This is a genomic window from Paenibacillus jilunlii, from assembly GCF_900102965.1.
Lineage (GTDB): Bacteria > Bacillota > Bacilli > Paenibacillales > Paenibacillaceae > Paenibacillus_AQ > Paenibacillus_AQ jilunlii.
This window is the reverse complement of sequence record NZ_FNGM01000003.1, coordinates 277,752-299,384: the sequence shown is the minus strand read 5'-3', so window position 1 is coordinate 299,384 and position 21,633 is coordinate 277,752. Positions and strand designations below refer to the sequence as shown.

The 21,633-nt window shown below is 51.3% G+C and carries 14 protein-coding genes and 1 pseudogene; 3 read left to right on the top strand and 12 right to left on the bottom strand.

Going from position 1 to position 21,633, the window contains the following annotated elements; all coding sequences use genetic code 11:
* Positions 1–27: 27 nt before the first annotated feature.
* The 3 genes from BLQ82_RS08435 to BLQ82_RS08425 form a co-directional block, all read right to left on the bottom strand.
* On the bottom strand, positions 28–1,683 hold the full coding sequence (locus BLQ82_RS08435; protein WP_062528323.1) for a spore germination protein: 1,656 nt from the start codon (positions 1,681–1,683) through the stop codon (positions 28–30).
* A 192-nt stretch (positions 1,684–1,875) separates the two neighbouring features.
* On the bottom strand, positions 1,876–2,232 hold the full coding sequence (locus BLQ82_RS08430) for a hypothetical protein (RefSeq protein WP_062528324.1): 357 nt from the start codon (positions 2,230–2,232) through the stop codon (positions 1,876–1,878).
* 105 nt (positions 2,233–2,337) lie between these two features.
* Complete coding sequence (locus tag BLQ82_RS08425) at positions 2,338–5,808, bottom strand: discoidin domain-containing protein (RefSeq protein ID WP_062528325.1); 3,471 nt, start codon at positions 5,806–5,808, stop codon at positions 2,338–2,340.
* A 227-nt stretch (positions 5,809–6,035) separates the two neighbouring features.
* Between BLQ82_RS08425 and BLQ82_RS08420 the strand changes: the two genes are divergently transcribed.
* From BLQ82_RS08420 to BLQ82_RS08410, 3 genes and pseudogenes are all read left to right on the top strand, one after another.
* The gene (locus tag BLQ82_RS08420; RefSeq protein ID WP_062528326.1) at positions 6,036–7,373 is read left to right on the top strand and encodes a spore germination protein; all 1,338 of its coding nucleotides are present in this window, start codon (positions 6,036–6,038) and stop codon (positions 7,371–7,373) included.
* Positions 7,366–8,244: pseudogene (locus tag BLQ82_RS08415) on the top strand (GerAB/ArcD/ProY family transporter); the annotation flags it as partial. The gene BLQ82_RS08420 and the pseudogene BLQ82_RS08415, both read left to right, overlap by 8 nt.
* A gap of 187 nt (positions 8,245–8,431) precedes the next feature.
* A complete protein-coding gene (locus tag BLQ82_RS08410) occupies positions 8,432–9,502 on the top strand; it encodes a Ger(x)C family spore germination protein (protein WP_062528328.1) in 1,071 nt (356 codons plus the stop codon).
* 97 nt (positions 9,503–9,599) lie between these two features.
* Here BLQ82_RS08410 and BLQ82_RS08405 read toward each other — a convergent pair whose 3' ends face one another.
* The 9 genes from BLQ82_RS08405 to BLQ82_RS08370 form a co-directional block, all read right to left on the bottom strand.
* Complete coding sequence (locus BLQ82_RS08405; RefSeq protein ID WP_062528329.1) at positions 9,600–11,156, bottom strand: glycoside hydrolase family 76 protein; 1,557 nt, start codon at positions 11,154–11,156, stop codon at positions 9,600–9,602.
* Between the two features lie 20 nt (positions 11,157–11,176).
* Positions 11,177–13,231, bottom strand: a complete 2,055-nt coding sequence (locus BLQ82_RS08400) for an RICIN domain-containing protein (protein WP_074648048.1) — start codon at positions 13,229–13,231, stop codon at positions 11,177–11,179.
* A gap of 68 nt (positions 13,232–13,299) precedes the next feature.
* The gene (locus tag BLQ82_RS31315) at positions 13,300–14,358 is read right to left on the bottom strand and encodes a glycoside hydrolase family 76 protein (RefSeq protein ID WP_062528330.1); all 1,059 of its coding nucleotides are present in this window, start codon (positions 14,356–14,358) and stop codon (positions 13,300–13,302) included.
* The gene (locus tag BLQ82_RS31310) at positions 14,358–15,419 is read right to left on the bottom strand and encodes a glycoside hydrolase family 76 protein (protein ID WP_143013377.1); all 1,062 of its coding nucleotides are present in this window, start codon (positions 15,417–15,419) and stop codon (positions 14,358–14,360) included. The genes BLQ82_RS31315 and BLQ82_RS31310 overlap by 1 nt, the downstream gene beginning before the upstream one ends.
* A 45-nt stretch (positions 15,420–15,464) precedes the next feature.
* Positions 15,465–16,352 (bottom strand): carbohydrate ABC transporter permease, encoded by an 888-nt coding sequence (locus BLQ82_RS08390; protein ID WP_062528332.1) that lies wholly within the window; start codon positions 16,350–16,352, stop codon positions 15,465–15,467.
* 33 nt (positions 16,353–16,385) lie between these two features.
* Positions 16,386–17,273, bottom strand: coding sequence for a carbohydrate ABC transporter permease (locus tag BLQ82_RS08385; RefSeq protein ID WP_074648046.1), 888 nt, complete (start codon positions 17,271–17,273; stop codon positions 16,386–16,388).
* A gap of 77 nt (positions 17,274–17,350) precedes the next feature.
* Complete coding sequence (locus BLQ82_RS08380; RefSeq protein ID WP_062528334.1) at positions 17,351–18,658, bottom strand: ABC transporter substrate-binding protein; 1,308 nt, start codon at positions 18,656–18,658, stop codon at positions 17,351–17,353.
* A gap of 48 nt (positions 18,659–18,706) precedes the next feature.
* A complete protein-coding gene (locus BLQ82_RS08375; protein ID WP_082722842.1) occupies positions 18,707–19,972 on the bottom strand; it encodes a glycoside hydrolase family 125 protein in 1,266 nt (421 codons plus the stop codon).
* 238 nt (positions 19,973–20,210) lie between these two features.
* Positions 20,211–21,548 (bottom strand): family 8 glycosyl hydrolase, encoded by a 1,338-nt coding sequence (locus BLQ82_RS08370; protein ID WP_244280730.1) that lies wholly within the window; start codon positions 21,546–21,548, stop codon positions 20,211–20,213.
* Positions 21,549–21,633 lie beyond the last annotated feature (85 nt).

Below are 21,633 nucleotides of genomic sequence, written 5' to 3'. Positions count from 1 at the left end.
TAGCTTCCCCCTTCTGCTGTTTTCCGGCTAGTTGCGGCGTTTTTTCTTCTGTGTCTTCATCATTTCAGGTCTGCGCTTCATTAAAGGCAGCGGTGCACGAATATAGAGATCCTTCCAGTCGCTCAAGCGCAGAGGGGAGAAAGGGGTGACGTATGGCACGCCAAAGCTCTTCAGCTTGGTCAAATGGATAAAGATCAGCAGTATAAACAGAATAGTGCCAAGCATGCCGAGTACGGCTGCGAACATCATGCCAACAAACCGCAAAATACGGAGCGTGATGCCGGCACTGTACATGGGGATCGAAAAGGATGAAATCGCAGTAACTGCCACCACTATGACCAGAAAAGGGCTGACGATTCCCGCATTCACTGCGGCATCGCCTATAATCAGACCGCCTACGATGCCCATCGCAGGTCCGATCGGTTTGGGCAGCCGGATTCCCGCTTCACGCAGGATTTCAATGGATACCTCCAGAATCAGAACTTCAATAACGGAAGGAAAAGGCACCCCCTGGCGTGTCTCGATGATGCTGATCACCAGCTCGGTCGGAATCAATCCGGGATGAAACGAGATGAAGGAAATATACAAAGCCGGTGCCATCAGCGCCATGAATGCGGCGAAAAACCTCAGCAGCCGCAGCAAGGTTCCAGGCAGCCACCGCTCAAAGTAATCCTCCGGTGATTGAAGCAGCATACTGAAGGTCACTGGCACAATGAGTGCAAACGGTGTCCCGTCCAGAAGTAGAGCAACCCGCCCTTCGAGCAAGGCGTTGATTACCCGGTCAGGCCGCTCGGTATTTTGAATTTGCTGAAAAGGGCTTAGAACATTATCCTCTATCAATTGTTCCACATAACCCGATTCAGCAATAAAATCCATATCGATCCTGGATACTCTCGTCTTCACTTCCTCCAGCAAATCGGGGTTGACGATATCCTTCATGTACGCAATCACCAGCTTGCGTTTTACCAGACTGCCCACCTCGTATACCTTCATTTCCAGATTCTTATTCAGGCCCTGTCTGCGCAGCATAGACGTGTTCTCACTCAACACTTCCGAAAAAGCGATTCTTGGTCCGCGAAGCAGCGCTTCTGAGGTCGGTTCCGTAATAGCACGGATAGACCCATTGGGCTGCCCAACCAAAAGTCCTGCGGGTATTCCTTCAATCAGTAATGCCGTATAGCCGAAAAGAATCCGCTCCTGGAGCTTGTCCAGCTCTGTAACCTCCTCAAGCTCTGTGAGCGGCAGCAGGTTTGCTTTTAGAGCGGACAGGGTTAAGGTTTCCCGGGAATCTTGCCCCTCCTCCTTCATCCCGCTGTTTCCGAACATAAGCTGCTGCATGACATGCCTGTTGATCGATTCTTCATCCTGCATACCGTTAACAAAGATAAGTACAGCCCGAAGCTCATACCCCTGTACCACAAACTCACGAAAATTCACATCACTGTTCCCGCCGATTGCTTGCTGAACATACGACAAATCTGCCTCGTACTGCCCGCTGACCTGGCTGTCCGCGGTTGAATCCTTATTGGGTTGAGCATTCGCCTTCATCTTGGGTCCCGCATTGCTAACGAATGCATACAGTTTTTTATATATATAATAAATTCCCAGCGGACAGAGCAATGTAAGTGCAGCCTGCATGAATATGACCCATCCCGGGATGTAGGATACAATAGTTGACCACATTGTGCTCATTCCTTAACTTATAGTTTTGCCTAGATGGCAAGGACAGCAAGCCGTGATTTAAGTGTGCCAAAAAACAGCAAATTTTAGTCATTCTACTGTCCGGTTCAAGGCTGTACCACAACAACAAAGAAGGACCAAACACCACATGCAGCGGGTTTTGGTCCTTATGTATCGGCTTGAACTTTTGAAGCGTTAGTCCAGATTAACGGTGATATTTAGTTCTTCGTACCAATGTAAGATCTCCGAACTGAAGTCTTTGTGTTTTTTGATATAGGGCCCCAAATTTTCTTCCTTGACCGAATTTAGTCCCATGCCAAAATGATCATAGAGCTCCTGAAGGATAAATTCATAGATTTCGGCGGCATTTTTCCCCTGAGCAAGCAGTTCCAACAGTTGAACCGTGATACAGTCATATTCATCCGGAGGCGCCCCTCCTCCAATTAATCCAATCGGGTCCCAGGCATTCACCAGCGCTTCCGCTTGAGGGTAGAGTTCGGTGTACTTTTGTTTCAATATTGCGATTTGCGGGGTTGAAGGATGCTCCCCCATGAGTCTCACCTTCCTTATGTTCTATTACCTGTATGATATACCCGCAGAACAGATCACACAACAAGAAAAGGAAGAAGCTGTAAAAGCCTCTCCCTTCCGCTCGTGCTATTGAATGGTTAAACCAAAGCCGTTTTGGATGAAATACAGGTCAGGATAGGCAATGTTGCTCGTGGTCAGGTTGTTGAAAGTGGCGGCCCCATTGCCGGTATAGGTGTAAATTGCCGCACCTTTGTGCGCTCCCGAAAAACGTGAGGTGGTTACTCCATCCAGCCCCGTGCCGTCAATGGTAATATTATTGAACACAATGTTGCTGAATCCGCCGCCATATCCGAACTGGATGGCATCCCGCTGGGTATTGATGAGATCGATGCTGGTAAACGTTACGTTCTTGATCGGGTCGGTGGAAGCTTCAAGATCGATAGCTCCCCGTTCCCCGTTGTACAGATCCTGGCTGGTTCCGCTATTGATAATGGTTGTGTCCGAGAACAGAATGCCGGTATTGTTATTGAAATGAGCCCCCGGGAAAGTAGTGTTCAAACGGATACCTGAGCCGCCCACCGTGTCGATAATATAGTTATGATCCGCCTTGTGCCCGCTTCCTCCGAAAATGGCAATGCCCCCCGCCCGCCAGTTATTCTCAATGGTGTTGTATGAGAAAGTATTGTTCACACCATCCGGTGCGCCAAACGTGTTGCTCGGCCACACAGCAAGCCCGTCATCTCCATTATTGCGCACATTGCTGTTGCGGACGATGGAGTTGCTGGTACCTTGCGAGAAGTTGATGCCGTCCGCCAGGTTGTTGCGGATCCGGCTGTTCTCAACAACCAGCCCGCTGGCGTAGATGGCCGGAGTATGAGCGTAATCCCCGACCCACATGCCGCATTCAAAATGCTCTACCCAGACATCATGAATGATAGAGTTATTGCCGAAATTATCCATAAATCCTTTGTAGATCGCATTCTGGTTATGACGTGAACGCAGATTGGAATTCATATACACATGGCTGAAATCAAGTTTGCCGGTAATGCGGAGCGAGATTCCGCCTCCAGCCGCATTGGGATTCGTGAATTGCAGATTCGTATGCCAGAAGCCCGCACCCGTAACCGTAAAATTGTTGATCTTGCTGTTGGCCGAGCCAATTTGCCACATGCTGCTCAGGTTGAAGGTTCCTGCGGGAATATACAGAGTTTTACCGGAAGATACTGCCGCAGTCACTGCCGCGTTAAACGCCGCAAGGTCATCCTGGCCATCGTTCGCTACCGCACCATGATCCGTGACGGAAACGGAATTAACCGGTCTGGTTATGACTGCCGGAACAGGCTCGATCTCAAGGAAGTCAACTCCATATTCCAGATTGTCTCCGTTATTCTTCTGAATCCGGATCGTGTCACCCGCCTGAAGCGGAGTGTCCAGTTTCCAGTGCACTTCATCGAACCGGAACAGCGGGCGTCCCGCACCGGGAGCATCTCCGGGATGGTCCCCAGAGAAATACTGCCAGCTGTAATATGAGGTCAAGGCTATAGTCTTGACCTTGACTCCATTAACATAGGCGTCAAGTGAACCGTTCAGGCCCATGCCATCCGCAGCGTCGGGCATGGTAAATCTCATGGTTACTCCCGCCCCGCCTTGGCCTTGTCTGACCGTCCACTGAGCATAGGAGCCGTTCGCAGGAAGTGCGATATATCGCTGGCCGGAAGCTTCCGAGGCAATCTGCGCCTGATCGAAATCCGGTGCAGTCTTTAATGCGGCTGCTCCCCCGCGCACAGCATCATCCGTGTCGTACCGGCTGTAAGGAACGCTTGCTCCACGCTGCGCATACACAACCAGATTTGACGTATTAATGTTGTTGGCCTGTTTGGCAGGAAGCTCATTGGCATCTGCCGCAACGGTGGCAGTTACGGTATAACTTCCGTCTCCTGCTGTCCATGTACCCGGAATGGCGACATTGACCGATGCTCCTGGAGCAATCACACCGCCATAAGATCCGCTGAAGGTTTGAATTGTAGACCCGGCAGAGTTCTTAAGCACAACGGTGATGCCATGTGCTCCGCTGGCCGAAGCAATGCTTCCCTGATTTTTGAGATTCACTGTAAACCCGAGCGTATTGCCCGCCACCGGAGTTACCGGCGTCCAGGATACGATTCCAATCAGATCAGAGCTAGCAACAGGTGTAACTACAAGGTTCGACGGATTAGTGTAGCTGTTGTTGCTTTCATTCTGCTCAATAACGGTGTTACTCTCATCCACCTTGGCACTGAGGGCATAGGATGCAGCCTTATATGTTCCTGCGTTAAGTGAGACGGTAACGGATTGACCTGCCGCAAGTTCACCTGCGGGAGCTGATCCTGCAAGCTCACCGCCCAGATAGAAATTGACGGTGGTTGGCCCCGAAGCCGCATTTCCGCTGTTCTTGACAACAGCATTCAGCGTGATCGCACTGTTCTCGGCTGGAGAGGCCGGAGACCAGGTCATGCCTGTAACCGTCAAATCCGGATTCGGCGCAGGTGAACCAAAGACCTGGAACTCGGCGATTTGCCCGGATGGAGCGCCGGAGTTGGAGGTAATGTTCAAATGCAGCCGTTTGACAGTGGCTGCTACCGGCAGGGTAACCGAATTTCCCGTGGACGGATTAAAGGTATAGCTCTGAGCCGTCACCAGATTGCTGAAGGTGGAAGAGCTCTGGTTATGACCAAGCACTTGAATAGTTTGTGTACGCGTGCTCCATTCTGCTGCCGGATTCAGCTTCAGCACAATAGAGGAAATATTGTAATTAGAACCAAGGTCCAGTGTCAGCGTACTGGGATGGCCGTTCCCTTCCCAATACGTGCTGGTGCTGTTGTCATTCGCATAGGCAGCCACATAGGATTGAGTGCTGGAAGAAGCGGTTATAGATTTGCCGGTGGCGATGTTGTTGCCCGGAACGGGTGTTGCCGTGGATGTTGCAGTTGCTGTAGGTGCAACAGTAGCAGTAGCGGTAGCGGTAGCGGTAGCGGTAGGAGTAGCTGTTGCTGTTGGAGTCGACGTTGGAACTGCTGTCGGGGTTGCCGTCGGAGAAGTGCCGCTGGTGCCGTAAATTTCAAATTCAGCCAGCTGTGCCGCAGGCCAGACTGTGTTGGCTGTAAAGCTCAGACGCACATAGCGGGTGTCTGCTGCATTGAAGCTGATCGTTACGGAGTTATTCTGAACGGAAGGGCTGAATTTGTAATCGGCACTGCCGGCTAAGGTTGTGAATGCCATCCCGTCCGTGCTGCCCTGAACCGATAGCGTCTGTGTCCGTGCTTCCCACCCTGCCGGAAGCTTAAGGACAATTTGTTCCATGCTTGTGACAGCGCCCAGATCAACCTGCAGCCACTGCGGAAATATGTTGTTTGAGCTTTCCCAATACGTAGCCTGGTTGCTGTCTTGGACATTGCCCTCACTGTAAATCTGGGAGTGGCTGCTTGCAGTGATGCTTTTGCCGAGCGTCAGGTTGGAGCCTCCGGCTGCTGAAGCAGGGGGAAATGGACCCATACCCATAAGCAAGCTTGCGATCACTAGAGTCCCGGTAATCAGCCATAAGAAATACTTGTTGCGCATTATTAACCTCCTCCATAATAATGTAAGATTGCCGCTGCAATACATACTTATTATAGATATAATGCAGATGAATCCAGATAGGCATTTCTACTGAAAAGATAGGCGATTCCATGCTTTAAAGAAGCTGCAGCTGCACTTTTGCCATGGACCGATTACCATGCATATCCTTTCTCCTTCAGGGGAACCCTTCTAGCAACCATTTTTCTTCAGAAGGGAGGATTGATTTCATGGGATTCATCAGCAGGATTAAGGAACAATATGCCGTCAGCGATGATTTCTTTATACTGAATGATTACCTCTTGGAAACCCCGGTTATTCTGATGGGTTTCAATTCTCTGATGGATTGGACCCTTACGAAGCAGAACCTCCAAACCTACATCAACACCGCTGCAGATACGGGATTGGGTCTGGAGGAGTTCAGAACCGTATTGGGGCAGGTTGAGACTGCATCCGGCATGGACAAGGCTAGTGCGGGGCTGCTTCAAGGCAAGCTGATTATTTATTTTGAACAAGAGAATTCATTCATAGTGATGGACACGGTCGCTAGAACCCTTGACCGTTCCATAACCCCGCCTGTCAACGAAAATGTATTTCAAGGTACCTTAAGCTCCTTCACCGAGGATATCAACTCCAATATCGGGATTCTTCGTAAGCAAATTCAATCCAGCCATGTCAATGTCAGCTCTTATACTATCGGCAGTGAAGAAACACGTCAGCTAACGCTGGTGTATTATGAAGGCCATGCCGATGTTAACCTGATCGAGAAAATCAAAATGCAGATTGAGCAAAATAAACACCAGCAAATTGACAATCTGCAGCAGCTGTCTCAGCGTATGATGGGGTTCCGGAACTGGACGCTGGTCCCGAATCTGAACCAGACCGAGCTGCCGGAAGAAGCGGCGAACTTTCTGAGAAACGGCCGTGCTTTGCTGTTCATGGACAGGCTGCCGGTGGCAGTGGTGCTTCCGAGCCTGCTCTGGGATATTTTTGTCCTGGGCAGTGACAGGCATATGCCATTGCCGCTTATGATGTTCCTGCGCGCCCTGCGTGTAATTGGGGTCATGCTGACACTGATTCTCCCCGGAACGTATGTCGCCCTCGTCTCCGTGAACCCGGAGGTGCTGAGGATTGAACTGGCGCTTTCGATTGCACAGACCCGAGAAGGCATCCCCTATCCAGCCATCGTTGAGATAGTGCTCATGCTGCTGATACTGGAATTGATTATTGAAGCGAGCATCCGTCTGCCCAAAAACATTGGCCCAACGATCACTATGGTAGGTGGAATCATCTTGGGGGAGGCGGTTGTGCAGGCAAAGCTGGTGAGTAATTTGCTCATCATCATTCTGGCGGCAACCACCATCGCCAACTCCACCATTATCGGCTTGCAGCAATCCCTTTCGCTGCGGATCGCAAAATACATCATTGTGATTCTTGCCGCCATTTATGGGGTGTTTGGCATTATGGAAGGTCTGGTGCTGGTTTTTGCCTACCTGTCGAGTCTGCATCCATTTGGCATTCCCTACACAAGCATCATGCGTTGCAAAAAAGAGGTGAACCATGGATAGAACCTGGCAGATCACGCTGATGTATTTTTTCATCCACCTGGGGCTGATCTTTTTCCTGTACCCCGGAGATGTAATCTCCAGCACTAACGACGGCCACTGGCTGCCGGTGATTATCGGCTTTATGGTCCACCTTGCCGCTATTACGGTTTATATGAAAGGACTAAGCTTCATTGGCCGAAGGGATATTATCAGCCTCTATTTGGAAGCGGGCAAAGGCTGGCCCTTGCTGCTGCTGCTCCCAGTCACTGTCTATTTCCTGCTGATTATTATCATCACACTCCGTTACTGCGCAGAAATGATGACGATTGTTTTTCTGTCCAATACTCCGCTGTGGGCGATCATGCTGTTGTTTCTGCTGATTGCTGCCTTTATTGCCATAAAGGGCATTGGCACACTCCTCCGGACGGGGGTGCTGACCGGTATGTTATGCCTCCCGGTGATTTTATTGTTCACTGCGGCTTCCTTTCAGAACGTTGATTGGCGTTATATCTTCCCGTTAGCGGATGGATTTGCTTTTTTTACAGATTCGGACTTTTATCAAAGTTTCTTTGCATTTGCCGGAGGATTCCTGTTCCTGGGATTTCTTCAGCCTTATTTCACCTACCGGAAAAAAAATATATTCATTGCCGCACTGGTGCTGCTGCCCTTTTTTCTGTTTTCCGTATATATCCCGGTGCTGACTTTTGGGCAGGCTACCGCCTCTACCTTTCATTTCCCCTTTATTGCGGCCCTGGATTCCATCAATCTCAGCTGGCTGATGTTTGACCGGATTACCATCTTTTTCTTTCTTTGCCTGATTTCCTTTACGATGCTCTTCCTCACCATGGTGTTATGGTCAACCATACGGGTGATCAGCCGGTGTATACCGGTTATTAAGCCGTCATATTTAACGTTTGCCCTTCCGGTTCTCATCTTCATCGCCTGTATGGCCATTCCCAATTGGGAAGATGTGAAACTGCTGTTCGAATGGAACTCATACCTCCGGTTTTATGTTGTGATTACTATACCGTTGTCAACTTATTTCTTCGGAAAAAGACTGCAAAGGAAGGTGGACTGTCATGCGGCGGATTAGGCGAACGGCCGGAAGCCTGCTATGCATATGCCTGCTGCTCCTTAACACTGGCTGTTGGGACAACAGGGACATCAATCACCGTTCCCTGCCCTTAGTCATGGGGATTGCCTATCATGAGAATCTATACCAAATCGTTCTGCAAATCCCGGAGCCGCTGGAAAGTGGAATTTCCCTAAAGATATTGACCCAAACCGGGAAAACCATCAACCAGGCCGTAGACAAAATCAGTGCAAGAATGGAAAGCTCTGTGGATCTTCTACATCTCAAAGTGATTCTGGTGGAGAAAGAATATGCTCAGCTCGGCCTCAGTGACAGCATTACAACCTTCATGAGATCCAGGGAAATTTCCCCCAAAGCGCTTGTTGTGATCTGCGACGAGAAGCTGGATACTTTTTTTGAGCATGTCAAAGTGTCGATGGCCCCCAAAGGAACCACCTTATATGACAGTTTTGAAAAAAACGCCGGCTGGAATCCGCAGATGGCCTTGACCCGAATCTGGCAGGTGTACCGGAGCATCCATTCCTATACCCGGGATGTTGCCATTCCGGTCTACAAATCCGGCAAAAGCGGAACTATCGATTACACCGGCTCGGCGATCATTAAGAACGGCCGAATGGTCGGACAGATCACCCCGGAGGAAACGCTGCTGTTCAATTCGGTCAATGGCCTCGGTACTCAAGGGAAAATTGAAGTCATGAATAACGCGAGCGTCCTGATCCTAAGCAATTCAACGCGGCATCGAAGCCGTCTGGTCCACAACATTCCTTATCTGGATATAGAATTAACCCTCAAGGTAAGCATCGTGGAAACGAAGGGCACTCCCACTACAAAGTTGATCAAAGACGAACTTCAGGAGGTTTTGCTGCAGAGGTTTGAGCATCTTTTTGACAAAATACTGGCGAGCAAGGCTGATATTCTAGGCGTCGGGCAGTATTTCAGAAATAAATTGCCCAGGAGCGAGCTAAGTCATTGGAGAACCGATTATTTGCCCCGGATGAAGGTGAAGCTCAAGGTCAATCCGGTGATCCAAAATGAAGGGAATCTGAAGCTCTCCTGAAGGATGGAATGACGGCTGGATTAAAAGTATAAGAGGATGACCCGTGCTGCCTGTTTTCAAGGCTCCAGGTCATCCTCAGCCGGTGCAGCTTAACTGTCTACAAACCGCTCAGCAAATCCACATTCAAATAATTCGAATTCCCCAGAGTGCTGTCATACCCCAGTTGAATCGTATTGGAGCCAGCATTCAGCGGTATTGTTACGGATACGGTTCCGTAGGTACTCCAGCTTGAAGTTGAATTGAATACCAGATTGGCCGAGACTACAACCCCATTCACTTTTACATAACGCGAAGCATTGCCGGCAGCAGCGGCATAACGGAAAGTTACTGTTTTGGTGCCTGCTGTATTCTGGTTGACATAGAAATCAAGCGATGTTCCGTTCGTGTTCCAGCCTCCCACATAACCTCTTCCGGTGAAGCCGGCATTGGTGCTCTCATTAATCATGCCACCGCCGGAAGCCAAGGTCCGCCGGGCATTCTCCGCTTCATATGCGCCATTGCCGGCAATATAGCCGGTGTAGCCGTCAGCCGGTACAAGCTGCAGAATAGAAGCGCCCGCAGCAGCAGCCAGGCTTTGCACGTAGGCCGTCCCAGTCGGGTAGAGCCAGTCGCTGCCGATGATCTGATCGGAAGCACGGCGGTGATTCCAGGCTTGTGTAGCGTTTTGCTGAAGAAAACTCAAATATTGCGATTGTCCGCCTTGGACACGCAGGCGGTTCAGGTTGCGGACGAAGACCATTTTGAAGCCGGCGGCATCATTTTCCCCTTCATACATGAGGCTTTGGGCGGATACCATTTTATTCACAACGTACTGTGCGGCAGTATTAGCATCTGTGAGGTAGGAAGCAGTTCCTGTAGCCTGGTACATGGAGACTGCGGCACCCAGAAAGGTTCCATAATTATAGGTGAAGTCCCAATCCTTGACTAAGCCGCTGCCGGTGCCTTCAATATGATCGTTAACCTTGCTGCCGTTCACCAGGGTTGTCTTGGACCAGTTGTAGATTTGTGCAGCTTTGGTCAGATAGGCAGGATCATTATAGGCATTGCGGAGCTTGACGGCGGTCATGACCATCGGGGCGTTCGTCGCCATGTTTTTCTGGGCATTCGCTTGGCCCGGTGTATGTGCGTCCCTTCTCCACCAAATGCCTCCGCCATAAACCGTGTCCCATTCCGCATAGATTTGGCCGAACAGAAAGCTCCCGCGGTTACGGTATTCAGCAGTGCCGGTTAGCTCGTAAGCCCTCATGCAGGCCAGCGCCCACCAGCCCAGATCGTCATTGAAAGGGTTCGCCATCATATCAGGATACTTGTTGTTGAAGCCGGCATAGATATCATCGATCATTGTCCGGTATACCGGACTGTTCGTGCGTTCGTAAGCATCCATTACCGTTTCCCACAGCTGGGCTTCCCACCAGAAATCCGTATATAGGCCTCCATCCGGCCCATGCGCATGTTCGGAATGAATTTGATGGTCGCTGTTGACATAGAAGTATTTCGCCGACGGGTCGTAGAACACATTCACGAGCGCTGCCATGGCATCGTCAGCATTCGAAGTAGTGAAGGCCTCCGCCTGCCGGCTCCCGGCAGGAGCCAGCAGGGATAGAGCCAGCACAGCGGGTAAAGCGGCGGAACATAGCTTTTTCCAGATGATCACATTCATTTCCCCTTTCAGTGTCAGTGGGATACTTTCAGATGATCGAGATTCAGATAGTTCGTGCTTCCCTTGCCGGTATCATAAATTAATGAAATCGTGTTGCTGCCGCTGTTCAGGGCGATATTTGGTATAGTCACGGTGTTATAGGAATTCCAGCTTCCCGTCCCGTTAAACACCACATTATTGACAACCCCTGCCCCGTTTACATACAGATAACGGCCTGCGGTACCCGCTCCGCCGGAATAACGGAAGGTCAAATTATAGACTCCGGACGTATCGGTAATGACGTTGAAGTCTACCCATTTCCCGCTTGCGTTCCAGCCCGAGATATAGCCTTTGCCCGTATAGCCCTGATGTGTGGATTCTGTGGAGAGAGAATGCAGCACAGCCGCTTCCGCTTCATAGGTCACATCGGTTTCAACCAGCTGGAAGGTCATATTGTCCGCCGCTCCATAGGTCCATTGAATGAATCCGCCACCGCTGACCAGAGAATTATCCGCCACGTTGAGGGATTTGCCGGAGAGCTTGTTAATGATCTTGTAATATCCCTGGCCAATGCCTTGAATCTGCCACTGATCGTTGCCGGTTGTGCCATAGTCCCATTGAATGACTTTTGCATTGTCCTTGAGATCCCCGTTCTCTACGGCCAACGCTTTACCGCTGTTCACATTGATGATCTTATAAAATCCTCCAGTAGTCGCTGTAACGGTCCATTTGTCATTTTGGGAAATGCCGTAATCCCATTGCAGCACCTTGGCTCCATTTTGCGTAGAGGAAGCTTCGACTGCCGCCGATAGTCCGGTTGATTTGGGGATGATCCGGTAGGTTTTGCCGGAGACGATGGGACTCGTCGTTGCTTCCGTGCCGGTCAGTTTCAGCATCACTGTGCCATGTGCGGGAACGGTTGCCGAATAGCTGCCGCTATAGGTGCCCAGGTTCGACTTCTGCCACAAGTCCCGGACAGCAGCTGATGAGCCCAGCCCCAGACTAGTGAAATTCACGGTCATGGTGGCAGCCGTTTCCGACCGGTTGAACAGAACAACGGCCCTGGTGCCCGGTGTCTGCAGCAGTTTGGAATATACCTGTTTGCCGTCCACATCGCTGACCAGTACGCCTTGTCTGCCGAGCGGGTCCTGATCTACAGCAATCACCTCGGAATTCATCAGAGTTGCCTGGGTATATGCGGTCATACTGGAAAGGTTGTTCCCGGCAATCAGCGGTGCAGCCATAATAGCCCACATGGAGAAATGGGAACGGTATTCGGTATCTGTCATTCCCTCTCCAAAAACAGCGCCTGCTCCATAATTGCCTACCATCAGCATATCGGGGTCATTCCACCTGCCTGGTCCGGCGAAGTTGGCGAGCGGATAGTTCTGATCGATAATCCAGGTCACCCGCTGCCAGAAATCAAAGATATCATCTGTAGTTCTCCACATGTTTCCCGTTTCCGCGCCCCATACCCAAGGCTTGTTAATGCCCCAGTTGCAGATGCTGAACAGTATATCGCGCCCGGAATTCAAAAGCGCATCCCGGATCAGCGTATATCGCGTCTGCGGGTCCATTCCTCCGTTGTCGCACCAGTCCACCTTCACGTAATCCACATCCCAGGCCGCAAAGGTTAGAGCATCCTGAACCTCGTGGTTGTACATCCCCGGCCTTCCTGCGCATGTGGTATAACCTGCATCAGTATAGAGCCCGAACAGCAGCCCCTTGCTGTGAATATAATCCGCAAGCGCCTTCATGCCGCTGGGGAACTTGACCGGATCGGCCATAATGTTTCCGTTCGCATCGCGGCCGGTCTGCCAGCAGTCGTCAATGACGACGTACTGATAGCCGGCATCCTTCATTCCTGTGCTGACCAGCAGATCAGCCGCTTCCTTAATCTTGTTCTCATCCACATTGCAAGCGTAATAGTTCCAGCTGTTCCAGCCCATTGGCGGGGTCTGTGCCAGACCATTATTTAACGCGGATGCCTGTGGTACCATGAATATGTCCATCATTAATGGCCAGACCAGCAGGAAAGCCAGCAAACATCTTAAGCCGAATCCGGCTCTGCCGTTTACTTTTTTCCTCATCACATCATCTCCTTGGATTTATTTCCAAAGCTAGACGCCTTCTGTGTGAATCCGTGATGTGGCAAATCTTAGTTTTGTATAGCGGCTGCACCTTCAAGCAGCATCAGGCCGCTGAGCTGGACACTAAGCTGAACCGGCAGTACTGGCTTCTGTTCCCAAGAGGGGCCGCATAACCCTAATCGGTCGTCCAGCCCTTTGTTCCATAAAGCATCGGCGTTTGCCATAATAACCTTACGGATGGGTATTGCTCCGGGAAACTGCTTCTCCAGCTGAGCGAAATAGCGGATCAGAATGCCTTTGAACAAGCCGGTGTCATCAATGCCTTCATCTGGCAGCAGCAGGGTATCCGGGTGACACAGCCGTTTGATGCAGGCCCCGGCCGTGCGGAGAGCATCATCTGCATATTTCCGCTCCCCCGTAATACGGAACAATTCCACGCCTGCTCCCAGAACTACGCCCTGGCAGTAAGTAAATTCCCAATCATAATCAATCCGGCCGTCTCCCTGCCTGTTAATTCCATCCCATACAAAGCCTGAATCCGGATCAACCAGATGGGCCTGATTCCATCCGTAGATGCGGACCGCCCAGTCCAAATCCTCCGGATTCCGCAGCAGTCCATACAAACGGGCAGCCAGAATGGCGGCAGGCGCATTCGCCGGGGTATTCTTATAATCCAGCTGATCCTTCTTCCAGGCCATTCCTCCCCCGAAATGGTCATTCCACGCAGTTTGAATATCCGCCCACAGCTCCAATACAGCGGCTTTGTACTCCTCTTCCCCGGTTGCCTGGTACGCCCGCAGCAGCGCAAGCGCGGTCCATTCCATATCATCATAATAATTGTGGAGAAAGGTCCCGCCATTATATGCACGCAGACTGTGGCTGTACTCCCGAAGATGCCGGACTATTGCAGGGTCTTCCGTACGCTCATATGCATCTATAAGTACATCAAGCACGTGAGCATGCCACCAATAGTAGAAATTGTCATCCGGCCGGGTGTACTCTCTGGGAAACCACTGATTCATAATTCCGGTCTTTTCATTGTAAAAAAGCTTCTGAAGGCTTCGCTGGAACCAGTCCGCACGCGCCTGCCAATCTGCCTTCGTGGCCGCTTTTGCGGAAATATCCATCAGTTCACCTCTGCTCTGCTCAGCTCAGCCATCCGCTCCAGCAGCTTTATGCCGCTGAGCTGGGAGCTGAGCTGCACCATACCGGCGGGCGGATGGCTCCAGTCCGTTCCGAACAGGGCGCTCTCCGCCTTTCCTCTCGCCCAGAGCGATTCTGCATTTCGCCGCAGAAAGGCTGCCGCTTCACTTGCATCTGGATCTGCCTTCGCCAATTCCGCGGCGTAGCGGACCAGAATGCCTTTGAACAGCCCCCCGTCCCCATTGCCCTCATCCGGCAAAACACCGGACTGCGGATCGGCCAGCTCCTGGGCGGCTGCGGTGAAGGTCTGCCGGGCGTCTTCAAGGTAAGCGGCCTGCCCCTTAATCCGGTACAACTCGATGGCAGCACCGATATATACCCCTTGATTGTAGGTGTATTTCCAATCCTTATCGATTGAGCCGTCACCCTCACGGTTCAAACCATCCCAGACAAAACCTGTGTCCGGGTCGACGAGATGCTGCTTTTGCCAGTCGAAAATATTCTCTGCCCATTCCAGATCCTGCGGATCGGCGAATTGACGATACAGCCGGGCGGCTAAAATGGCAGCTGGTGCGTTGGCCGGGGTGTTTTTGTAATCAAGCTGTGATTTTTGCCAGGCAATCCCCCCTTCCATGTGGTTATTCCAGCCGGTCTGTATATCCTGCCACAACAGCAGCGCTGTCTCCTTGTAGCGTGTCTCCCCGGTTGCCTGATAGGCACGAAGCCAGGCCAAGGCCATCCACTCCATATCATCATAGAGCTCATTTGGCCATACTCCGCCATTGCGGCGCAGAAGACCATCATGCAGCGAGGCGAGGCGGTCTTCGTAACGTCCATTTTTCGTCCGCAACAGCCCATCCACCAGCACATCCACGGCATGCGCCATCCACCAATAGTGAAATACAGTGTTGCACTCCCCGTCCGGGCAAGGCGTTTCGATGTTGTACATTCCAATGGACTCATTCCAGAAGAAGTGGTCCAGCGCTTCCTGGGCTTCGTCTGCCCGTTCCTCCCATAATCCAGCTTCAAGCTTCAATTGCTTCATAAGGCTCTCTCTCCCCGTATCTGATAATCTACCGCCAGGCGCCGCTTACCCTTTGATACCGCTGAACGCAATGCCCTGAACAAAGTAACGCTGCAAGGCCAGAAACAGCACCAGTATCGGTAAAATCGCCACCAGCGCACCCGCCATCATCGGCCCGTAATCGGTCTGAAAATTATAGGAAAAGGCCTGCAGCCCCATTTGGATGGTCGCCTTGTCCGGGTCATTCAGCACAATCATCGGCCAGAGGAAGCCGTTCCAGCCGGCCTGAAAGGTAAAAATGCTCAAGGTAGCTAGCGCCGGCTTGGTCAGAGGCAGATAAATCCGCCAAAAGATCATAAATTCCCTGCAGCCCTCGATCCGGGCCATTTCCATCATGTCACTGGGCAGGGTGAGGAAAAATTGGCGCATGAAGAAAACCGCAAAGGTCCCGGATGCCCCCGGCAAAATAATGCCCCAAAACGAGTTCATCAGGCCATTCCCGCCGCTGCCAAAGAAGTCATTGCCCCCGGCAAACGGAATATGGCGCATGACATATACCGTTGGGATCATGGTTACGATGCCGGGAATCATCATCGCTGCCAGCAGCACGCGGAAGATGGGCTTATTCAGTCTGAACTTCAGCTTCGCAAAGGCATAGCCGCTTAGTGAGCCGAAGAATAGATTAGCCAGTACTCCAGCTACCGCGAGGACAAGCGAATTCCAGAAATATAACGCAAAAGGTACTGTCGTAAAAGCTTTGCGGTAATGCTCAAAGGTCAAATGGTCCGGAAACCACTTAATGGGCATAGCGAAAATCTCATCATCCGGCTTCAGCGACGTCAGCACACTCCAGTAGAACGGCAGGAACATGGCAATAGCGATAAGAATACACACGATATAATACACAGTTTTAGTAAGACCCCTCTTTAGCGGGGAGCCGCCGGTAACACCCATAGCTCGAAACCTCCTTTTTCCGGACTATCCTGCTCATACGACCGGCTCTTCAGCTTTGGATATCCGCATGTTGATCAGTGAGAACACCAGGATCGCCATTGCCAGCACAAAAGCCTGCGCCGATGCATAGCCCATTTGCAGCTGATTGAAGCCCTGCTGATAGATCAGATAGACCGGCGTTTTGGTGACATTCGCCGGACCGCCTTGTGTCAGGACAAAGGCCTGGTCAAACAGCTGCAGCGCGCCGATAATGGCCATTGTACTAACCAGAAAAGTGGTTGGCCGGAGCTGCGGCCAGGTGATGAACCGGAAGCAGTCCAGCTTGCCCGCTCCGTCGAGCCGCGCCGATTCGTACAGATAATCCGGCACTCCCTGCAGACCGGCCAGATAAATAATCATATTGGAGCCGACGGACTGCCACAGGGTCAGCATAACAATCGACAGCATGGCCGTTCTTGTCTCCGACAGCCAGGCGGGTCCGGTTATCCCGGCATAGGAGAGCAGTCCGTTGACCAGCCCGAATTCCGGATGCAGCAGCCAGATCCATACCGTTGCCGCTGCAACAGCCGAAGTCAGCGTAGGCAGGTAATAAAAAGTGCGGAATAGCTTAACTCCGCGCCACGCCCGGCTTAGCAGCAGCCCCAGCAGCAATGAAATAAGAATATTCAGCGGGACAAAAATCACCGAATACAGAAAGACATTGCGGAAGGTCTTCCACAGCAGATCATCACCGACCAGACGCCGGTAGTTGTCGAAGCCGATCCAGTCATTTCTGCTTAGCACATCATAGTTGGTAAAACTTAAATATAAGGCCATCACCACGGGTATGACTGTAAACACTGCGAACAGCAGCACCGTGGGCGTGATGAACAAATAAGCTGTCCGCGCCTGGTGACGTTCCACCTTTCTCATGGAAGCCATATAACTTCCCCCCTTCATCATGCGGCAATACTTCAAGGCAGCAGGGGGTTAAGCCCCTCCCTGCTGCTTGCATCCGTCTACTTTACAACTTCGTTAGCCTTGAGCATCTTATCCCCCTGCTCCTGGGCTTTCTTCAGGGTATCCTCAATACTCAGCTTGTTCTGCTGGTTCAGCTGAAGATTAGGCGCGAGTGCGTCTGTTTCCATGACAGAATAACCGGGATGCGATGGACGGACTTTGGCAAATTCGAGAGTTTCCAGGAACGGTTTCCACAGCGGATCGTTCTGGAAGAACGGGTCTTCCATGGAAGGCTTAAAGCCAGGGAGATTGAGGCTGGTTTTGGCCCAGAGCAAAGCATTGTCCTTGTTGGCTGTCCACCATTTAATGAATTCCCAGGCCTCATCATGATGTTTGGAACCTTCAGGAATAACAAGGCCGAATCCGCCCATTACACTGCCTTTGTCGCCGTTCGGACCTGCGGGTGGCGGCACAATGCCGTAATCGAGGTCTTTGCCGTATTTATTGTAGGTGCTGAGCATCCATGGACCGGAGTAGAGCATGGCAACCTTGCCGGTAACGAAGGCGTCCTGCCCTTCTCCAAGTCCCAGCTCAAAGCCAACCTTATACACCTTGTCTTTGTTCATCAAGCGGTCCCAGAATTCCAGCACCTGCTTGCCTTTTTCATTATTGAAGTTGGTCTTTCCGTCCTCGGTCAGCATAGTGCCGCCAGCCTGCTGGAGATACATATTGAACAGTCCCAGGTCGGCCATCGAGAATCCGGCAACTTCAAGTTTGTCGCCATTCCATTTGGTCAGCTTCGTTGCCGCTGCTTCCAGCTCATCCCAGGTTGTCGGGGGCTGAAGTCCGGCTTCGGCCAGCAGCTTCTTATTATAGAACAGTGCCCGTGCATCCACTGTAAGCGGGAGGCCGTACAATTTATCGTTATAGGACAGCTCTGTCAGCGATTCACTGTAAAAATCATCTTTGGAGACGCCGTCCCGCGTTAAATATTCATCTACAGGATGCAGCACATTTTTGGGAGCGTAGAGCGAGGTGCGCCAGCGGTCCCAGAACAGTACATCGGGAGCGCCGCCATTCGTCGCAGCCGTAAGGAATTTCGTGATCATGTCCTGCTGCAGCACGTATTTCACATGAATTTTATCCTGGGATTTGTTAAAAGCATCGACCATAGTTTCGAACTGCTTCTGGCCTTCGCCGCCCCAGTCACCCCAGAAGGTGAGTTCTGTCTTCTTGCCGCTCTTGCTGCCTGAGTCTGTGCCGTTGGTTCCGGCGGCGGGTGTTCCGGAATTGTCCTTGCCGCCGCATCCGGCTGCCAGGGCAGAGAGCATGACCAGCGAAAGCGCCGTAATCAACCATTTTTTCATTGTTGTATCCCCCTCACACTATTTGGTATGTCATTGTTGCCCGTTCCTTCAACTCCGCTTGACTTCAATCCCGCAGCACATCAGCACCAGCTCACAGAACATCATATTGGCCCAAGAGAACCAGGGGCGGGTATACTCGCCGGGGCGGTCTGCGTGAAAGGCTTCATGCATATAGCCGGTGCCGGCATCGGAATGCTCCAGAAGATCAAGCATAGATTGCCGCTCGTCTGCATTACCTGAAGTCATTCCCTGGACCGCCAAGGCAATAGGCCAAATATATCGGCTGGGGGTATGGGGACTGCCAACACCTGCTGCAGCAGCTCCGGAATAGTAGTAGGGATTGCTAGTGCTCAAAATAAACCGGCGGGTATTCATATAGATTGGATCGTCTGCGGAAGTGTAACCCAGATAAGGACTGGACAGCAGACTCGGAACATTCGCATCATCCATCAGGTTCACGCCGCCCAATCCATCTGTCTCATAAGCATATATAGTCCCATACTCAGGATGGTCCACAAGCCCGTATTGCCCGATCCCCGCTTCGATCTGCTCCAGCAGACGCTGGGCGGCTGCCGCAAGCTCCGGGTTCTTCAGCACCTCCCCGGCAATTTCGCATACATACCTTAGAACAACGACAGCGAACATATTGGCCGGGATCAGATAACCATATTCGCAGGCATCGTCACTCGGGCGGAATCCGGACCAGGTCATTCCCGTAAAGGAGGTCAAGCTCCCTTTGCCGTTACGGACCAAGGTATCGGTAGACGGACAATTGGTTCGTTGAAACGTATATGCGGAATCACGTTCATGATTCTGTTCAGTGATCCATAGCCCGATTATCCGCCAGACCCCTGTTACAAAAGCAGCATCAAACTGAGTGATCCGTCCGGTATTCTTCCACAGCAGGTAGCTGAGCTGGATAGGATAACACAAGGAATCAATTTCGTATTTCCGCTCCCAAATCCACGGGTTCATGTCAGTCAGGTCCTTCTGATGCCCCTGGCCGTTCGCTTCTTGATTAAAAGCGTTCGCATAAGGATCTAATTCGATGCAGGCAAACTGGTGCTTCACCAATCCCTCGATCATATCTGCTATTTCTTCATCTTCTGCAGCCAAAATCAGAAAAGGCCTGACTTGAGCAGCGGAATCTCTAAGCCACATGGCCGGAATATCCCCGGTAATTACAAAAGTTGTACCATCCATATTGCGTTTGATTGTAGTATTCCAGGTGTTCGATAAACATTGTTCGAACATGTCTGCCAGCTTCGGGCGGCCCGGCAGCCTCTCTCTGACCCGCGCGGATAGCCGCTGCATGGAATGAGGTATTTCTTTCGGGGTATTCAGCAGAGATAACCTCCCTTTTTATGTTTTATTAAGCGCTTACATTAAATAGTATATTGGTATACAAATAATATGTCAATCAATATTTATGTTGTCAATAATATATCAATGTAGAACGGCATTAAAAAAGATGACTCTGTTGAATACAGAAGTCATCTTATTACTGCTGAAGTAAGCCTGCCTTATTCCATCTGCCCTATATCCTTAATGCTTAATTGCCGGCATTCGTTGGGTCCCACCAGTTCCCGGAGACGGTGATCATGCAAAGCAAGCGGATACTGTTGCCATAGTAGGCGTTGGAAGCTGTTGGAGCACTGACAAGGCTGTTCCAAAGGGCATTCAGCCACGCCTGATTGCTGGCGTCCACCATTGCACTAACGGCGAACGGTGCGGAGAACGCGATTGCGGGATCTTCGTCATCCAGCGGATTGCCGTTCAATTTGTAGCCAGCCACAATTTTGCCGGGATCATTGCCGGTCTTTTTGGAAATCCAGGCGTTCGTCAACCGGGTCTGGTTCAGCGCCCGCGTATCTCCTGTCAGGAGATAATCAACGGGAACTCTCCATGGCACCCGGGCAGCATTCCAACTGAAGAATCCGTCTCTCTCGGTCTCCAGTAAAAACGGGGGTGAAGGGGCATAAGAGCCGTTTTTGAAGACTACAAAGTCCGGGAGAAGTCCGGTAACGGGACTATATTTGCTGGAAATGGTTTGGATAATTTTATAAGTGTTATCGGCTACCTTAGTCCAGTCCATATTCCCCGTTGCCTTCCCGAAAGCCCTCAGGTGGCCCAGCATAAAGTCGGAAGGGCGTGTGGCAAGGGCATAATCGGGATCGTTATTTTCCACCCAGTCACCGAATTTCAAGCTCCATTTCTGCGGATTCACATCTTTCTCCATGATGGCGGAAATGACGGCCTTGGCTTCCCCCAGATAATTAATCTGGCCGCTGCTCCCCCATTGCTTGTCCGCAAGCAGCAGGGCGTAGGCAATATCCAAATCACCGTCTGTAGCCGAACGGCTGCCGTCGTCGCTGTCGGAGGGGGGTGTATCGATAACCTCTCCTTGAACGGTTTTGATCTGCTGCCAGGCCATTAATGCCGGGTTATTCACGCTTGGATGTGCTTTGTAGAACCGGTAAAGACCATCAAAATAATCCTTCGCAAGAGGGTCATAACCTGCCATCAGCGATGTAATCAGCATCCCGTAGCCATGCCCCTCCGAGCAGGAAACAGCATTGGCGGGGGAAGCTTCCTTCTCCAGGTTGTAATACACATAGTATTGGTCGGATGCCTTCGGAGGCTGCACCAGATACCGTGCTTTCCATTCATCGTACTTCTTGCGCACATCATTATCCAGCTGGCCTTGGGATACATGGTTCGGCTTAATAGTACCGCTCTGGTAAGGTTCATGCTCCGGGAAAGGATGCTTTGGCGCGGGTGCGGTAATCCCTCCGGTGAGCACGGTGCCGGAATCCTCTGCGGCTGCCGCCTGCATGGTTAAGGTCAAGCAGGATATTACGGTTACGGTTGTAAGAAGCCGCTTTAACAAATAATATCATCTCCTTTTAAATTAAAAATCCGGACTGCTGATCATGCTGTATGCTCACAGCATAACAGGATAGACTTTCCCTACT